Origin of the sequence: Prevotella heparinolytica (assembly GCF_002998535.1) — a bacterium.
In the GTDB taxonomy this organism is placed as follows: domain Bacteria; phylum Bacteroidota; class Bacteroidia; order Bacteroidales; family Bacteroidaceae; genus Bacteroides; species Bacteroides heparinolyticus.
The window spans coordinates 3255768-3272887 of sequence record NZ_CP027234.1; the positions used below are offsets into that span (position 1 = coordinate 3255768).

Here is a 17120-nt window from a genome sequence, read left to right on the forward strand (position 1 = left end):
GCTAATTAACATCTCCACAGAAAGGGTATGAACAAAAGGATGTAGCCCTGCTGGTACAAGCCAATTATTGGATATATCTCCGATAACGGATGTATTCATCTCCATCGGTAAATATCTTGGCAACGTAATGAACAGTGAATTGTATAACAATAAAAATTAAGGAAGTATGACAGAGAACAAAAACGGCAAGGTAGATCCCGTTGCCATCCGAGAACTTATTTCACAGGGTATTCCCATGAAAAGAAAAGAGAGTGAGATAAAACATTCTCAATCTGAAGAGCTGTGTGTTGAATCGGAACGTCCAAATGACGAACCTATGTCAAAGGATTTTTCAAGAGTCCCAAGAAGAGAAAGGCGAAAATCCGACAAAGGCGATTATGAGTCGCTTTTCATCTGTCGCAATACTTTGAAAAATCGCAAGACCATCTATATTGCCAAAGAGTTACAGGATACATTGGCGGAGATAGTCATGTCTATGAGGAATAGGGATATGACCATCGGTATCTATGTGGAAAACATCATCCTCCACCATCTTGAGACCTACAAGGATGAAATCAACAGGTTGGCGGAGATGAAGTTCAGAAAACTACTGTAAATTGCTATATGGGGCATAGATCTTAGGGGGATTTTCCACAAAGAATATCTGCTCACTGCCAAAAGTAATGAAATGCTTTTCATCGGATTTCTTTGCTCCTTTCTTTTTCGCCATTTCCCCTGCTCATGAAAGAAAGTAGCGGTGGACAAATCTGCCGACCGCTTTACTCTGTCTGTTCTTCTTGAATGGTTATTCTCTCCGTCCTTACTTCGGAATAAATCATCTTATCTGATTTTATGCGGATTCCAAAGGAGATGGTGTTGAGTTTCCATTTCTTTTTCCCAGCTTCTCGCATATCTGACATTTTATGCGTTTTTCCGTCGGGTCGGTCGTTTTCGTTTCAGGGGCGAAAAAAGGTAGGGCTTAGGACAAACAATGTTTTATGAATACTACCTGCAATGAAATGGAAGTGTGGAGATTGTCGTCTAAACGGCTTGCCGCCTTGACCTTTTTTGTCCATAGAAGCCCGGAACTACCTTTGCCGCTGACAACGAACAACTGATCACGACATGATACACGGACATAAGTGGAGGATGTGCGAGAAGCTGGGCGAAAACAAAAAACGCAGTCTTCGGAGATTGCAGTTCATCAAAAGAATGGAATACACAGAAAACAAGAGGGTGTGTCAAAATAGAAATGGCGTGTTTGAAAAGTAACAAGTTGAAACTTCAAACATGATTTATGGTTTTGTAGCAAGCCAAATAAAGCCAAATAAAGCCGAATTTTGTATTAAATCAGTGAACCAACTTATAGATTGAAAGTTTAAACTCTTGAAATTTCTATTTTGACACACCCTCACGAAAAATTCAAGAGATAAAGTTCTTTTTTCTCACGAGATCCCCTTATCTTTGCAATAGGCTATTCGAGTTATGAAAAGCGTTGTATATCGCAGCTGAAGATAGGGCGAAAAATTATTATCTACTGCATTTTATAACTCATTAGGCTATTGAATGCCAATTATTTGAGCCTAAATGATAGATTTTAGATAGAAAATATGAAGATACATTCAGTCCATATCAGAAATTTCCGCAAACTAAAGAATTGTCATATAGACTTCGGTGAGAAAGAAACCGTATTTATTGGCGCAAATAATAGTGGAAAGACTTCTGCTATAAGTGCTATTGTGTGGTTTTTGAAAAACAAAGAGAAGTTTACCCTGAAGGAGTTCACGGCTACCAATTGGGCATTGATTGATGCCCTTGGTAACCAATGGTTGGCTAAAGATCTTGTAGATGAAGAATTGTTGAATCCACATAAATGGGATAATATTGTTCCGTCAATGGATATTTGGATTGATATTGTTGATGGAGAACAATACAGGGTCAATCACCTGATTCCATCGCTTAGCAAATGGGATGGCAAAAAAATTGGTGTCCGTGGACAATATGTTCCTAAGGATATAACTAAATTATATTCAGACTACAAAGAATCCAAAGGGAAAGCTATTGCCCTACAAGCAACTGAAGAATGGGAGAAGGCGTCTTCTCCAGATTTGTTTCCAAGGAATCTTTGCGATTTCTTAGGTAAAGGCTCAAATCTCAGAGACTACTTCGATGTAAAATACTATATCATTGATCCATCTATAGAGCCAGCTGAAGAGGATAAAGTTCAGTCTACTCCTAATAATGCACTTGATAAGAATCCTCTGGATGAACTAATAAGGGTGGATGTCATTTTGGCTTCACGAGATTTCTCAGATCCAGAAGGACAATCGGATAACGAGATAGATACCTTGTCAAGACAATTCCAAAAGTATTATTCAAGTTTAAATCCAGAGGAAGAGGTTTTATCGCCTTGTGATTTAGGGCTTGTTAGCGGAATTGCAAAAGCAAATGAAACATACAATACAAAACTGACCAAGGCCTTTGAAATACCAGTTAAAGAACTGGGGAACATTAACTATCCAGGATTTCTAAACCCCGAGATTAAGATATGCAGTAAGATCCAAATAGAGGAGGCCATTAAGCACGATTCTGCTGTGCAATTTGCTATTCAAGGAATGTCCGAATTTGCCTTGCCTGAGAAATATAATGGACTAGGTTATCGAAACCTAATTTCCATTTATTTGAAGTTGATTGATTTCAGAGAAAAATGGTTAAAGACTTTAAGTGAGGACAAGAATATAGAACCTATTCACTTGGTGTTTGTGGAAGAGCCAGAAGCACATCTTCATGCACAAGCACAGCAAGTGTTTGTAAAAAAGGCGTTCGAAGCTCTATGTAACAACAAAATTATCAGGGATAACTCATGGCTCAACACTCAGCTTGTACTGAGTACGCACTCTAATCATGTTGTCAATGAACTTGATTTGAATTGTATGCGTTACTTCAGACGAGTATTGGGTGCAGGTGATAATATTCCAGTTTCGAATGTTATTAATCTGTCAGGTACATTTGGCTCTGGTGACGAAACTAAGCAATTTGTGACAAGGTATATCCGTTTGACACATTGTGATATATTCTTTGCCGATGCTGTGATATTTGTTGAAGGGCCAGCAGAAAAGATCCTAGTTCCAAGTTTCCTTACCAAATTTGGACTTGATTCGTATTATATTTCTATTATCGAAGTAAATGGTCGTCATGCCCATAGTTTCTCTAGTCTGATAAACAAGTTAGGAATTCCTACTTTAATAGTTACAGACATTGATGCTTCTGAAACCATTAAAGAGGATGGAAAAGAAAAACAAAAACCAAAAATTACAGCCAAAGGGAAAGGCTATAGGACTGGAAATCCATCGATACAGCATTGGTTGCGAGGTAAGGAACTGATTGATGATCTTATTGCTCTTGATGGGAATGGTAAGACAATAGATAATGTTAGAATTGCCTTTCAAATCCCAGTAAGGGTAAAGTGGACTAAAGAGAAGGACGAATATACCGAAATATGCCCCTATACATTTGAGGATGCTTTGATCTTTTCCAATCTGGAACTGTTCAGGCAAGATGGACTAAAGAAGATGGGTACTATTACTACAATCGTTAATCTATTAAAGAAAAATCATTCTGCTCAGGATTTACAAGAATCAATTTTTAAGAAGCTGGAAAGTAAAGGTGGTTTCCAAAAAGCAGATTTTGCAAACTCCCTCTTGTATAAGGAAGATTTTTGTGAAATAAGTGCTCCTGCATACATCCAAGAAGGTTTGGAATGGTTGAAAAAATGTTTGGATTCAAATGGATAAATTATGCCGAATAATAATATTGATTCACAGGTTGATGAAACTTTAGAAAAATGTATACTGGAAACACCCCGCAAAAGTTTCTTTCTCTTTGCTGGTGCTGGTTCAGGAAAGACATATTCTTTGGTTCTTCTTTTAAAGAAGATACGCGACAAGATTGGACAAGATTTGATGCTGCGAGGCAAAAATGTGGCTGTAATTACATATACGAATGCTGCTACCGATGAGATTATCAATCGATTAGATTATAGCCCAATTTTTCATATATCCACTATTCATAGCTTTGTGTGGGATGTTATCAAGTATTATCAAAATGACATAAAGCAACTTTATTGCCAGTATCTTCGAGACGATATACGTATAATCAGTGAGAAGTTGGACTCTGCTAGAAATAAGACGACCAAAACATATTGTACTAATTTTGAAAAAATGAATTACCTGAAAGATCGGTTGGAACGAGCAGAGACTATAGAAAAGTTTGTGTACAATCCCAATGGAAGTAATCCTGAATATAATGCGCTTAATCATGCAGATGTAATTAAGATTTCTGCTCAAATGATTATGAATAGTTTGATGCTCCAGCGAATCATAGCACAGCGATATCCAATTTTTCTAATCGATGAGAGTCAAGACACAAAAAAAGAACTTGTGGATGCTTTCTTTAGTATTCAAAAGAATTTCGGAGAAACGTTTACCCTCGGACTCCTTGGTGACCAAAAGCAGCGAATCTATACTGATGGGAAGAAGGATATGGTGAGTATTATTCCTCCAGAGTGGGAACAGCCAGTCAAAAAGATGAACTATCGCTGTGCTAAACGAATTGTCAAGTTAGCAAATGCAATTGGTAAAGATATAGACTTTCATGCAGAACAGGTTTCACGGGAAGATGCTATTGAAGGATTTGCTCGTCTGTTTGTTGTTCAACAAGGTAATGGAATAAATAAGGATGAGGTTGAACAAACAGTTATGAAGAAGATGTGTGAACTTACTAAAGATGCAAAATGGGTTGAGGCAAATGCAAATGTTAAAATACTAACTTTGGAACACATGATGGCTGCAAGGAGATTGGGATTTGAACAGTTTTTCGGACCATTATCCAAAGTGACCAAGTATCAAATGACTTTTTTGCAGGGTACTGTATCAGAATTGGAATTCTTCACAAAAGAGGTTTTGCCTATAGCAGATTCCATAAAAGAGGATGGCCGAATCGCTCTTGAAATATTAAAGTCGAATTCACCATTACTTAGCAAAAAAAATATTGAGAAATCATATGAGCTCTACTTACGTTGCAGAGAAGAAACGGGTACAGTCGCTAAAAAAGTCAATGATAATTATTCTATCCGCGAGGTTGTTAAAGCTGTACGAGACTCTCAACTACTGACTATTCCGGAGGTTATAAGACAAGCTTGTGCGCTTACACCTGATGAAATCAATGATGAGCTGGAGGAGGATTTGCAGGCATGGGCTAAGGTTATGGATTTACCTATCAATATGGTCAAAAGCTATGATGATTATGTGAATCAACGTACACGTTTTGATACACATCAAGGCGTGAAAGGTCTAGAGTTTGACAGGGTTATGGTCATAATTGATGATTCTGAGGCAAAAGGCTTTATGTTTAGTTATGATAAGTTATTTGGCGTAAAAGAACTAACTGAGACAGACATTAAGCACATTGAAGCAGGGGAAGAATCGTCGATTGACAGGACGAAAAGGCTGTTTTATGTGGTATGTACTCGTGCAAAAGAATCACTTGCAATTGTTATGTATTCAAGTGATTCTAATAAAGTTAAAAATCAAGCTATAAGCAAAGGATGGTTTGCAGAACAAGAGATAAAGTTACTTTAATAAAAGGAATAAAATAATCTTTTCACAAGGCAGTATCCAGAAGTTTACAAATTTCACAATCTTGCTTAAGTATGTTTCTGTTCAGCCTTATCTACCATTTTTCGAAGAGAAAATTCTTTTTTCTCACGATATACCCTTATCTTTGCAATAAACAAAGTGGTTCTTTGAAATGGCAAAATAAGGTAGAGTATAGGAGCTCGCTGGTTTCCTTATCGTTACCTCCCTTCATTGATAAATAATTTAATCTATTGATTATTGGGTGTTTATAAAATCCTCTATGTCTTGCCATGTGCGAAGTAAAGGGAAAAGATATACCTGCCCGTAATCGCAAGGCTTTAAGACAGGACTGATAAGTGGGATATTTGATATGGGGGAGCAGTGTTCCCCTTTCATCGCTGTGCATTTTCTCTATTAACCGAACAGCTTCCGGCAACAACTTGATACGACAAAGTACGCCTGTCTTTTGTCTGCTGAACTTCAACCACAAACTGCCTGCATCATCACGGACAAGATGCTTCTTGCTTAGTACCATCAAATCACAATAGGCTGCACCGGTATAACAGGCGAAGAGAAACACATCACGAGCAGTTTCCATTTCTTTTTCCAATTCATCAAAGCGGAGTGCCTTCAACTTGTCCAATGCTTCTTTGTCAAGAGCTTTAGGTGCTTTCTTGTCTCCTCGTTCTATATGTACTTTATCAAACAGAAGCGTATCAGCCAGCCCCTCACGATAAGCCAGCCTACAGACGGTCTTCAAATCTGCCGCAACTCTGAAGAATGTGCTTTGCTGATGACCGAGTTCACCGAGACAGAACGTCTGCAATTCGTAGATGAAGTTTTCTGTCAACAGTGAGAAAGCCAAGTCCGAAACATGGTATTTCTTCTGAATGAACTCCTGTAATCGTTTCCGAGTAGAATGATAGGCAGACATAGACTCTTCCTTGATGTCTATACCGATATGACTCTCTTTCTCCTTGATAAGCATATCCAGCCTCTCAACAAGCCTGCATCGTGCTTGCATGCTACCTTGAAACAGTTCTTTTACATCGGTTGCATCAAATGGCCGGCCTTTGGCAATCAACGACTGATAGGCAGATTGAATGGAAAGCAGAAGATTTTCCAACCTGCCGTTAATCTCCACCGCCTCACGGCTCTTGCCGTCCATCCTACTTTCACGGGGATTCCACAAATCAGGATTACAGGAAAGCTTACAACTGAACTGGGCAATGGAACGCCCAATGGTAATACGTCCCATAATCGGAGCTTTCCCCGACTTGTCCAGACCGCTCTTTTTAAGGTAGAGCAACACCTTCATTTTCTCTGTTTTCATACGCTTTAATATTTGTGGGCAAAATTACCCGAATAAAAGCGTTCCTCACTTACGCAGAAAACTGCCGACCGAAGCAACAGCCACACGAACGATAATAATTCAGTTACCTATTTCTTCTCCATCGTTACCAACATCAAAACAAGGTAACACTCTGGTAACTGAGCTTCTGCCTAAATCTGCATATTTCTGCCCTTTACAAATAGAGCAGTATTATGCTGATTTATGTATTTCCTCCTCATTATCAGTTAGTTTGCGCCAACTCCTATACTTCTTCATTTTCATTGATTAGTTACGCTTGTACAAGTGAGTGCTTACACTTGTACAAGCGTAGGCTTGCGGTAGTACAAGTGAAAGCTTACGGTTGTACAAGTAACGCCTCACACTTGTACAACCGTAAAGTGTTGAATTTCTTATGGTTAAGAAAGGATATTCACCCATGGGGTTTTCGGGCAGTTTTCAGTTCTTCCGGTCGATGCATCTTTATTTCTTCTTCATCCCTTTGTAAATAAGGAAACCTACGACCAATACGGCAACGGCTATGATAACATATCCTATCTCATGGCTGTATTCTGTTGCCATTACATAAACATCATTCGTTGTCTTTATTTCCGTAAAACGGTAGATGAGATAACCTATCAGGGCCAGAATTACATTCCATATTCCGGCTCCCAATGTAGTGTAAAGGAGGAATGAACTTAATTTCATGCCGGCCAGCCCTGCCGGAATGCTGATGAGCTGGCGCACTGCCGGGATGAGGCGCCCGAAGAAGGTGGAGACGGCACCATGTTTCTTGAAGTATTCTTCTGCATGGCGCACCTTATCTTCATCGATGAGGCACATGTGCCCGAAACGGCTGTTGGCAAATTTATACACGATAGGGCGTCCCAGCCAACGTGCCAGATGGTAGTTTATCAATGCTCCTATATCGGCTCCGATTGTTGCGAAAACAACGACAAGGACAATATTCATACTTTCGTCTGCCATGGATTTCCATGCGGCGGGTGGAACAATGACTTCGGACGGGAATGGAATAAAAGAACTTTCGATAGCCATAAACAACGTGACTACCCAATAGTTCAGATTCTCCAATACCCATTTGATGAGTTCTGCTGATGATTCCATATCTTTTTAGTTCGGTGGTTATTAAATGTCATTGCAAGCCGTCGAAGATGTCTTTGATTATTTGAATCAATTCATTTTGGTTGTCATCTTGCAACAATTGCTTTAGTTTTTCCACTTTTTCCCACTCAAGAGGGTGTTTGCACAAACTATTGTACTTCGTAAAGTTTTCCTTGTCCTTCAGTAACATGTAAAGGCCGGCCAGCTTTTCGTTGATATCCTCAAAATCAGGACTCATCTGCTTGACCTGTTCAAAAGCTTTCTTGGCATAGTTCAATTGATTTATTTCCATGCAGTACAAACCAATCTCGTACCATGTCTCTGCATATGGGGCATATTCTACGGCTCTGTCCCATTTTTCCTCTCCTTTTTCATATTCTCCTTCCTCCATATAGATACGACCTTCAATCAAGTATGAGTTGATATCTTCCGGATTCAGTTCATAGGCTGTCCGGCAATATTGATGAGCCTTTGGCGTTTCTCCCATTTTATGTAAGCAGAATGCTGCATGGGCATAGAGTGAGGAGCTTGTTATGGGTATGCTGCTATAATCGGTGTTTTCCTTAATGGCTTTTTCCAAAAAAACATATCCTTCTTCCCATTTCCCTTTAGCCACTTTGTTCATGCCGATGAGCGTGTTGATAAAGCTGGAAGAGAGCGCTCCGAACTTTTCTGCCTGCAGATAATTCTCCATAGCCGTTTCTTCATTTCCCAATTGAAAGAAGGAGTGCCCTTTTATCGTATAGGCATCGGCACATTCCTCGTCAGCGACGAGGGCGTAGTCACAGGCTTCAATCGTTTTGTCAAGCATCTGTTGCTCGAAATAGCAACGAGCCAATCCTATCCAATAAGGTGCCGAATAAGGATTTATATCTATCAGCTGATTGAAATAATCACCGGCTTTCTCAATTTCTCCCATGCTGAAGTAACAGTCGCCGGCGGCTGCAAGATATATTTCTCTGTCGGCATGCTGCTTGCGTCCGCGCTCCAGCCACGGCAATGCCTTTTCCGGAAATCCCATGTCGATGTATGCATAGCACGCGTCGATAATGTTGATTACATCGTCTTGGCCTGCCATATGATTGAGGAGCTCGTCGGCTTCCTCTACTTTTCCTTCTTCCAACAAGAAGTTGGCTTTCAGAATCGTTACTTCGGAAGAGTCCTCCGTAATGCTTTCGAGCACTTCTTGCGCTTCCTTTTTCTTTTGGGTGTCCAAAAATAAATAAGAAAGTTCTACCAGCAAGGTTGTGTTGCCGGGGTGCAGTCTGAGTCCGTACTCAACGAGCTCAATCGCCGTTGCGTATCTATGGCGTACGGCATACCAGTTAGAAAGATCTGCGATGTCGTCGGCATCCAGATACAAGGGTTTGTTGTCAGTTTTGAAAGCCTCGTATTCTGCAGCGAACTTTCGCAGTTCTTTTTCTCTGTCAGATAACCAATTTATCTTACTCATGATTCTATTTGTTGATTTTACCCCATGTGTCTTTCAGACCTACGGTACGGTTAAACACCATTTTCTCGCCGGTGGAGTCTTTGTCAACGTTGAAATAGCCGATACGTTGGAATTGCAGATAAGAGAGCGGGGGCATGCCGGCAGCGTATTTCTCGATGTAGCAGCATGGCAGCGTGTGCAGAGAATCCGGGTTGATGATTTCCTTCATGGCTGTCAGCGCATCACAATTCTTTCCCTCGCGGATGGCGGCAAGTTCGTCTCTCGGATTCTCTACTTTCCAGAGACGGTCGTAAAGGCGTACTTCTGCTTGGAGGCAATGGTCGCAACTTAACCAATGAATGGTACCTTTTACCTTACGATTAGCTCCGGGCAGGCCGCTTTTACTCTCCGGATCGTATTCACAATATATTTCTACGATTTCGCCGGCATCATTCTTCTTGCAACCGGTGCATTTCACAATATAGGCGCTTTTCAAACGTACTTCTTGTCCCGGTGTCATGCGGAAATATTTCTTAGGGGCGTCTTCCATGAAATCATCGCGTTCTATCCAGAGTTCACGACTGAATTCTATAAAGTGACTTCCCTCTTCAGGATGTTCGGGATTGTTGACGGCTTCCATCTCTTCCACTTGTCCTTCCGGATAATTTGTTATGATGAGCTTCACGGGGTTCAATACCGCCGAGATACGGGTGGCACGGTCGTTTAAGTCTTCGCGTACGGCACTTTCCAGAAGGGCAAACTCATTCAGCGCATCATACGTGGTATAGCCGATTTTATCAATGAACTTGTGTATGGATTCCGGAGAATAACCCCGACGGCGGAAACCGCAGATGGTCGGCATGCGAGGATCGTCCCAACCGTTGACAAGGTTCTCCTTGACCAAAGTCAGCAGGTTGCGCTTGCTCATCAGCGTGTAGCTCAGGTTCAGTTTGTTGAATTCATATTGGCGAGGACGGTTATCGTTCAGGTCCTTTCCTTCTTTTACCCAGTCCACAAAGAGGTCATAAAGCGGACGGTGGGGCACAAACTCCAAAGTACACAGCGAGTGTGTCACACCTTCAAAGAAGTCACTTTGTCCGTGTGCGAAGTCATACATCGGATAAGCCTTCCATGTGGTGCCCGTACGATGATGCGGATGTTTCACTACGCGGTAGATAATGGGGTCGCGGAAGTGCATGTTGGAACTGGCCATATCTATCTTGGCCCGAAGCACCATGGCTCCTTCTTCAACTTCTCCGCTATTCATTTTCTGGAACAATGTGAGAGACTCTTCAATGGGGCGGTTGCGATACGGGCTTTCCACCCCGGGTTGTGTGGGAGTGCCCTTTTGCGCAGCTATCTGTTCAGAAGTTTGCTCGTCGATATATGCTTTGCCCTCTTTGATGAGACGGACAGCAAAGTCCCAAAGCTGTTGAAAATAGTCAGAAGCATAATATTCGTTTCCCCAATGATAGCCTAACCATTGGATATCTTCCTTTATGGCTTCTACGTATTCCACATCTTCTTTGGTGGGGTTGGTGTCATCGAAACGCAGGTTGCAAATGCCGTTATGAGCGGCAGCAATGCCAAAATCGAGACAGATGGCCTTGGCATGTCCGATATGAAGGTAACCGTTCGGTTCCGGCGGAAAGCGTGTTTGTACTTTACTGCCGTTCTTACCCTCTCTTAAATCGTTCTCTACTATTTGTTCTATGAAGTTCAAGCTCTTCTTTTCGCTTGTCTCTTCGTTTTTTACTTCTGCCATAATGCTTGCTGTTTTCGTATCTCGGCGCAAAGATAGTGCAAATCTTTTTTATTATACTGCTATTTCGACAGAATATATCCGCTCTTTTGAAGACTTGTGGTGGGCTGATATGAGATTGGCAGAAATAGGGTATTGTAATATATTTGAAACATTTCTTTCAAACATTAGACATACGGATTTAATAGCTGTTTTGTTTTTTGCATACAAAAAATCAATAGAAATATCCGTCGGCGGAATAATTATAACGCATACCCGATCTTTTCATGAAATTATTATCAGCCAATCTCGAAGAATGAAGCAATTGAACAAACTGATTGCCCCTGATTCCTGACGACGTGTTGATAAAGGAACAGGAGAATATCTTTACAAAAAAGTCTTTGTTCTTTTCCTTTTTGAGAAAGAAAACAGCGTTGTCTTTTCTCACTCCTATACAGAGGGTAGATCAGTATACGACTGATGTACCATCTGTCGTATACTGATCCATACCCTTGTCAGAAGGTGTTCTGACGGGGGTAGGAGATTGTATCCTGATGGTTGGCTAAGAGACATGGCTTGGTTTGGAAATTTTGTTACAACGTCCCTCTTCTTGGGACTATTATCGTAGCTGAAGGTGTTTCATGAAATTATAAAGCATGTAATCGTGCTGAAAATCGGAGGAGGAAATAGTGTTCTTCATTGATGCCAAAGTGTTAAAACATAGTGGTAAAACGGACGAGAACTACTCGGAGGACAAGAAATAGACCATATTTTAGGATAATTTCAGGGTTTCATCAAAAATAGTCTTATATTTGCCTCCTGAAGACGCCTGCAAATGTAGAAAAGTACTTTGAAATGATAATTATACTAAACCGTTTTCCGAAAAGATGTTATAAGACATGTTTTTTAATTTGGTTGGTATCATGAAAAGCGTCTATATTTGCACCGTTATCCTGAAAACAATCTTTTTACCTTAAAAAAAACTAATACCTATTGAAAACTGAAAAAGGAGGCTTTGTGAAAAGCTTCCTTTTTTTATGTCTAATATGAAGCTCTTTTTTTATCTTTGCAGAGACTATAAGAAATAACTAAAAGAATAATAAGACAATGTTTTCCGGAATTGTAGAAGAATGTGCCGTGTTGGTGGGCGTGGTCAAAGACCAAGAGAATGTGCATTTCACGTTCAAGTGTTCATTTGTAAATGAACTGAAAATAGATCAGAGTGTTTCTCACAACGGTGTTTGCCTTACAGTAGTCAGCCTGACGGATGATACATATACCGTAACGGCGATGAAAGAAACACTGGAGCGTTCCAATCTTGGTCTGCTGGAGATAGGAGACGAAGTGAATGTGGAGCGTAGCATGATGATGAACGGACGTTTGGACGGACATATCGTTCAGGGGCATGTAGACCAGACTGCCACATGTGTCGACATAAAGGATGCGGAGGGGAGCTATTATTTCACTTTCAAGTATGCTTTTGACAAAGAAATGGCAAAACGGGGATACATCACGGTGGATAAAGGCTCGGTAACGGTCAATGGAGTTAGTCTGACCGTATGCAACCCTACCGAAGATACTTTCCAAGTGGCTATTATTCCTTATACTTTTGAAAATACCAATTTCCATGCTTTCCGGATTGGCAGTGTGGTGAATCTTGAGTTTGATATCATCGGTAAGTATATCAGCCGCATGATACAATATAAGTGATTTCTTTTGTGATTCATTTTTAGCAAGCTATTAATAGATATGGATTTCTTGCAGTTGGCGGCATCTCGCCAGAGTGATCGGGCGTATGATAAGGCTCGTGTTGTGGAGCCGGAGAAGTTGGAACGGATATTGGAAGCTGCCCGTTTGGCACCTTCTGCGTGCAATGCGCAGCCGTGGAAGTTTGTAGTCGTTACAGATCCTGAGTTATCGGCCAAAGTAGGTAAAGCTGCCGCCGGCTTGGGGATGAATAAGTTTGCCAAAGATGCTCCCGTTCATATCCTGATTGTGGAAGAGTCTATGAATGTCACCTCTTTTCTGGGTGCTAAAATCAAGGATAAGTATTTCCCGCTGATTGATATCGGTATTGCTGCCTCACATATCGTTTTGGCTGCGGAGAGCGAAGGATTGGGCTCTTGCATCTTGGGCTGGTTCGATGAAAAGGACATTAAAAAACTCACCGGCATTCCTGCCAATAAACGTCTTTTGCTTGATATTGCTGTCGGCTATCCACTGAAAGAGAAGCGAAAGAAACTGCGGAAGCCGAAAGAAAAAGTGATTTCCTATAATAATTATTGATTTGTGCAGCCTGCGGGTTTTTCGTTCTGTGCGAACGGGAATTTCTAATCTGTTATTTTCGGATCGATTCCTTTTATCCTTTCTTGAACAGTTTCGGAAGGAGGAGTGACAGGTTTTTTCAGCTTGTTCTCCTCTTTTTAGGGAAGAATTACAAGTCTTTCAGCAATATAGTGCCGGCTTTCTTATAATATTCTTCTCGCGCTTTCACTAATACCTCCCATTGGCTGTTGAACTCATTGTCCTTATCAATCTTGAAGTCTTCCGAGCCGTGTGTGTCCAATTTGTCAAGCAATAGAGCCACGGTCAGCTGGTTGATATCCATAGAGGGCTGGTAAGCGATGTCTTCGCTTTTTTCATCTGTCATCACTTCGTGCAGGAGGTTGATTTCCTGCAATTCGTAAAGGGCTTTGTAGGTCAGGCGGATGGGGATTTGGCATTCTTCGGATATCTTGTCGGCTGTATAGGGCGTTTCGTTTTGTGCAAAGCGCTTGGCTATGAGAGACATTATCAAGAGAGAGATGAAATCGCGGTAGCGCCGGCTGATGTTGCGCGTATCCTTGTCGAAACTGAAGTTTCTGATATTCTGTCCTGCATAGGTCAGTTCGGCACCGAAGAGGCAGATGGTCCAAGAGATTTGCAGCCACAGCAGAAACATCGGAAGGGCGGCAAAGCTACCGTAAATGGCATTGTAGCGCGACACCCACAACTGGCTGCTGATGTAAAGAAACTGAAAAGCCTGATGTGCCGTACCTGCCAATATGCCGGATAGAAGGGCATGTTTCAACTTCACCTTTGTATTGGGCATGAAGATGTACAATGCCGTGAACATGAACCATGTCAGGGCAAAGGGTATGAGGCGTATCATGAACTTGCCGATAGGGGCGAGCAGGGCAAAGTCTTCGATGTTCTTCACCATCGTGCTCATGAAGATGGAAAGACCGCCCGAAAGAACGATCAAGATAGGCATCAACAGCAGCATGGAGAAATAATCGGTGATTTTGCGATACATGCTGCGTGCTTTCTTCACTTGCCAGATGCGGTTGAAGGTTATCTCCATGTTGTTGATAAGGTTGAGAACCGTCCACAGCAACATCACCAGACCTACACCGATAAATATTCCGTTTTTGGTTTGCGACAGATAGGAGTCTACAAATTGAAATATGATTTCCGTTGTTTCCGTCTGGCCGCCGAAGCCGCTGACTATCTGGCTTTCCATCAGATTGTCGAACCCGAATCCGCGTGCAATGGCAAAGAGGATGGCAAGAATCGGCACGATGGCAAGCAGTGTGCTGTATGTCAAGGCCGAGGCTTTGTTTACTATCCGGTCGTTGGTGAAGCGATTGACGCAGAGGTAAATTGTCTTGATGACATTGTACAGGGAAAAAGTGGTCCGTGTGACTTCGTCTTCCGTAATACGCCAGATGTCGTAGGTCAGGAACTTCCAGAGTATGGCAATGCGCTTATTCATGAACTTGGCAATTTTTTAAGGAAAAAAAGCAGTCGGTCTGTAAGCCGGGTTCTGTTCTTCTGCCGAAGAGAAAGTCCTGTGCCGGGATTATTCATCTCCGACCTTTCGTTTCCCGCCATTTTAGAAGTGCCTGCCATTTATCTGAGCCGCATGTCGCCATACGGCTTTAGCGGTCTACCCTCCGACATGGGGCGAGCAACCCTCATAACGCCGGTATACATGACCTTACAACTCCCAAGACGCACAGCCCTTGTGTCGCCACAAGGCCGGTAAGCTCTTACCTCACCTTCTCACCCTTACCGCAGCCAGCGGTTGCGGCGGTTATTTTCTTCTGCGTTACCCTACCCTCGCGGACAGCTTTCTGTTAGGAAGTGGGATGCTCTGTGTTGCCCGGACTTTCCTCATGCACGCACATGGTGCAGGCGGCAGACCGACCAACTGCTTTATGGCCGACAAAGATACAACAATTTAGCGATTAATCGCAAATAAGCGGATTTAGAATCTGCGTAGAGTCTGTTTTAGGCTTTTTTTTATGATTTCAGTCTATTAGACGGAGAAAGAAAAAAAACAACAAAAGTGTCGGTTGCTATTCCGTTGAAAATCAGCCTTGTGGAAATTTACTAAAAATCGAGGCAATTTTTACTAAGTTTTCGGGGAATTTTTAGTAAAAATCCGTCCGGTTTTTAGTAAAAATAGAACCGGATTTTAGTAAAACAAAATCGAATAATCAGATTTCTTTACATGTGGGAAGGCGTGGGATGGATTTGGATGCAGATGCCATCGGTAGCTCTTTTATTATTAAAATTGCTGAAAAGATGTATCTCTTTCGGAATTAATTTGTAGCTTTGCTAACATTAGTAATACTCAAAAAACAGTGGCCGATGAAAAAGTTTTCCTTTATCCTTTTCATTTCTCTATTAATTCCGCTTTTTGCTGTCGCTTCAGAAGTAGGAGACCGTACCATTCCTGCTGAAGTGGCACAATTGTCTGACAGCTTGAAACGGAAGTTTGCACCGGACAAGCGTGTGGCTTTGTTCGATGTGGATTATTCTTTTTCGGGGAAGAACGTAATGTTGCGTGGTGTCACCACTTCGGCTGAAGCAAAGGTGGCACTGCTGGCAGGTTTGGCAAAAAGAGGATACGAAGTGATGGATTGCTTGCGGGTGCTTCCGGATGAGCAGGAGCTTAAGGGCAAAACCTATGGCATTGTCAATGTATCGGTGTGCAATCTTCGTGCTGATGCCGATTTTTCATCGGAGATGATGACACAGGGATTGATGGGCATGCCGGTCAGGATACTGCAACGTGAAGGCTGGTATCGCATTCAGACACCGGATGATTACATAGCATGGGTGCACCGTGTAGGTGTTCATCCCGTCACGCAAGAGGAACTGGCTGCATGGAACGCGGCGGAGAAGATTGTGGTGACCTCGCATTACGGTTTCGTCTATTCAAAACCCGACGCGGCCTCGCAGACCATTTCTGACGTTGTTGCCGGAAACCGTTTGAAGTGGGTGGGTGCGAAAGGGGCTTTTTATAGAGTGGCCTATCCGGATGGTCGCGAAGGGTACATCTCCAAATCGCTCGCTATGCCTGAGAAGAAATGGCGCGTTTCTCTCAAACAAGATGCGGCAAGCATCATTGCCACGGCTTGCTCCATGATGGGAATACCTTATCTTTGGGCCGGGACTTCCTCAAAAGGCGTGGATTGCAGTGGTTTTATGCGTACCGTTCTGTTTATGCACGACATCATCATTCCGCGCGATGCTTCTCAGCAGGCATACGTCGGCAAGCATATCGACATTGCTTCCGATTTCGGCAACTTGCAGCCGGGAGACTTGATTTTCTTCGGACGCAAAGCAACGTCCGAACGTAAGGAACGTGTCGTACACGTGGGAATGTACATCGGGAACAAGCGTTTCATCCATTCGCAAGGCGATGTGCGCATCAGCAGTTTCAATCCCGATGACGAATTGTTCGATGAATATAATCTGGGCCGATTGCTGTTTGCCACGCGCGTATTACCTTATATAAATAAGGAGAAATCGATAAATACTACAGCGACGAATGGGTATTATCGGCTCTTTCCCCGTAGGGAGATGGAGTAACGACTCTTGTTAACCGTA

General features: G+C 42.2%; 12 protein-coding genes, 1 other RNA gene and 1 pseudogene. 7 read left to right on the forward strand and 7 right to left on the reverse strand.

Annotated features, from left to right (window positions below):
- Nucleotides 1-166 precede the first annotated feature (166 nt).
- A complete protein-coding gene (locus C3V43_RS13110) occupies nucleotides 167-595 on the forward strand; it encodes a DUF3408 domain-containing protein (protein WP_106070143.1) in 429 nt (142 codons plus the stop codon).
- Between the two features lie 163 nt (nucleotides 596-758).
- Here the strand turns inward: C3V43_RS13110 and C3V43_RS14840 are convergent, their stop codons facing one another.
- Nucleotides 759-899: a hypothetical protein gene (locus C3V43_RS14840; RefSeq protein WP_164996253.1), complete on the reverse strand. Its 141-nt coding sequence runs from the start codon at nucleotides 897-899 to the stop codon at nucleotides 759-761.
- Between the two features lie 690 nt (nucleotides 900-1589).
- On the opposite strand from C3V43_RS14840, the gene C3V43_RS13120 reads away from it, so the two are divergent.
- Nucleotides 1590-3773: an ATP-dependent endonuclease gene (locus tag C3V43_RS13120; RefSeq protein ID WP_106070145.1), complete on the forward strand. Its 2184-nt coding sequence runs from the start codon at nucleotides 1590-1592 to the stop codon at nucleotides 3771-3773.
- Nucleotides 3774-3776: 3 nt separating this feature from the next.
- Nucleotides 3777-5618: a UvrD-helicase domain-containing protein gene (locus C3V43_RS13125; RefSeq protein ID WP_106070146.1), complete on the forward strand. Its 1842-nt coding sequence runs from the start codon at nucleotides 3777-3779 to the stop codon at nucleotides 5616-5618.
- Between the two features lie 136 nt (nucleotides 5619-5754).
- Here C3V43_RS13125 and C3V43_RS13130 read toward each other — a convergent pair whose 3' ends face one another.
- The 4 genes from C3V43_RS13130 to C3V43_RS13150 form a co-directional block, all read right to left on the reverse strand.
- On the reverse strand, nucleotides 5755-6948 hold the full coding sequence (locus tag C3V43_RS13130) for a phage integrase SAM-like domain-containing protein (protein ID WP_106070147.1): 1194 nt from the start codon (nucleotides 6946-6948) through the stop codon (nucleotides 5755-5757).
- Between the two features lie 480 nt (nucleotides 6949-7428).
- Complete coding sequence (locus C3V43_RS13140) at nucleotides 7429-8070, reverse strand: DedA family protein (RefSeq protein ID WP_106070149.1); 642 nt, start codon at nucleotides 8068-8070, stop codon at nucleotides 7429-7431.
- Between the two features lie 28 nt (nucleotides 8071-8098).
- Complete coding sequence (locus C3V43_RS13145; RefSeq protein ID WP_106070150.1) at nucleotides 8099-9520, reverse strand: tetratricopeptide repeat protein; 1422 nt, start codon at nucleotides 9518-9520, stop codon at nucleotides 8099-8101.
- A 4-nt stretch (nucleotides 9521-9524) separates the two neighbouring features.
- Entirely contained in the window at nucleotides 9525-11264 is a 1740-nt protein-coding gene (locus C3V43_RS13150) for a glutamine--tRNA ligase/YqeY domain fusion protein (RefSeq protein ID WP_106070151.1), read from the reverse strand.
- Nucleotides 11265-11920: 656 nt separating this feature from the next.
- Here C3V43_RS13150 and C3V43_RS13160 point away from each other — a divergent pair.
- From C3V43_RS13160 to C3V43_RS13170, 3 genes and pseudogenes are all read left to right on the forward strand, one after another.
- Nucleotides 11921-12004: pseudogene (locus tag C3V43_RS13160) on the forward strand (phosphate signaling complex protein PhoU); the annotation flags it as partial.
- Nucleotides 12005-12347: 343 nt separating this feature from the next.
- Nucleotides 12348-12950, forward strand: coding sequence for a riboflavin synthase (locus C3V43_RS13165; RefSeq protein WP_106070153.1), 603 nt, complete (start codon nucleotides 12348-12350; stop codon nucleotides 12948-12950).
- 39 nt (nucleotides 12951-12989) lie between these two features.
- Nucleotides 12990-13526 (forward strand): nitroreductase family protein, encoded by a 537-nt coding sequence (locus C3V43_RS13170; RefSeq protein ID WP_106070154.1) that lies wholly within the window; start codon nucleotides 12990-12992, stop codon nucleotides 13524-13526.
- A gap of 148 nt (nucleotides 13527-13674) precedes the next feature.
- Here C3V43_RS13170 and C3V43_RS13175 read toward each other — a convergent pair whose 3' ends face one another.
- Nucleotides 13675-14994 (reverse strand): YihY/virulence factor BrkB family protein, encoded by a 1320-nt coding sequence (locus C3V43_RS13175; RefSeq protein ID WP_106070155.1) that lies wholly within the window; start codon nucleotides 14992-14994, stop codon nucleotides 13675-13677.
- A 24-nt stretch (nucleotides 14995-15018) separates the two neighbouring features.
- Nucleotides 15019-15436, reverse strand: an RNA gene (rnpB, locus tag C3V43_RS13180) — RNase P RNA component class A.
- A 439-nt stretch (nucleotides 15437-15875) separates the two neighbouring features.
- Between rnpB and C3V43_RS13185 the strand changes: the two genes are divergently transcribed.
- Complete coding sequence (locus tag C3V43_RS13185; RefSeq protein ID WP_106070156.1) at nucleotides 15876-17102, forward strand: C40 family peptidase; 1227 nt, start codon at nucleotides 15876-15878, stop codon at nucleotides 17100-17102.
- Nucleotides 17103-17120 lie beyond the last annotated feature (18 nt).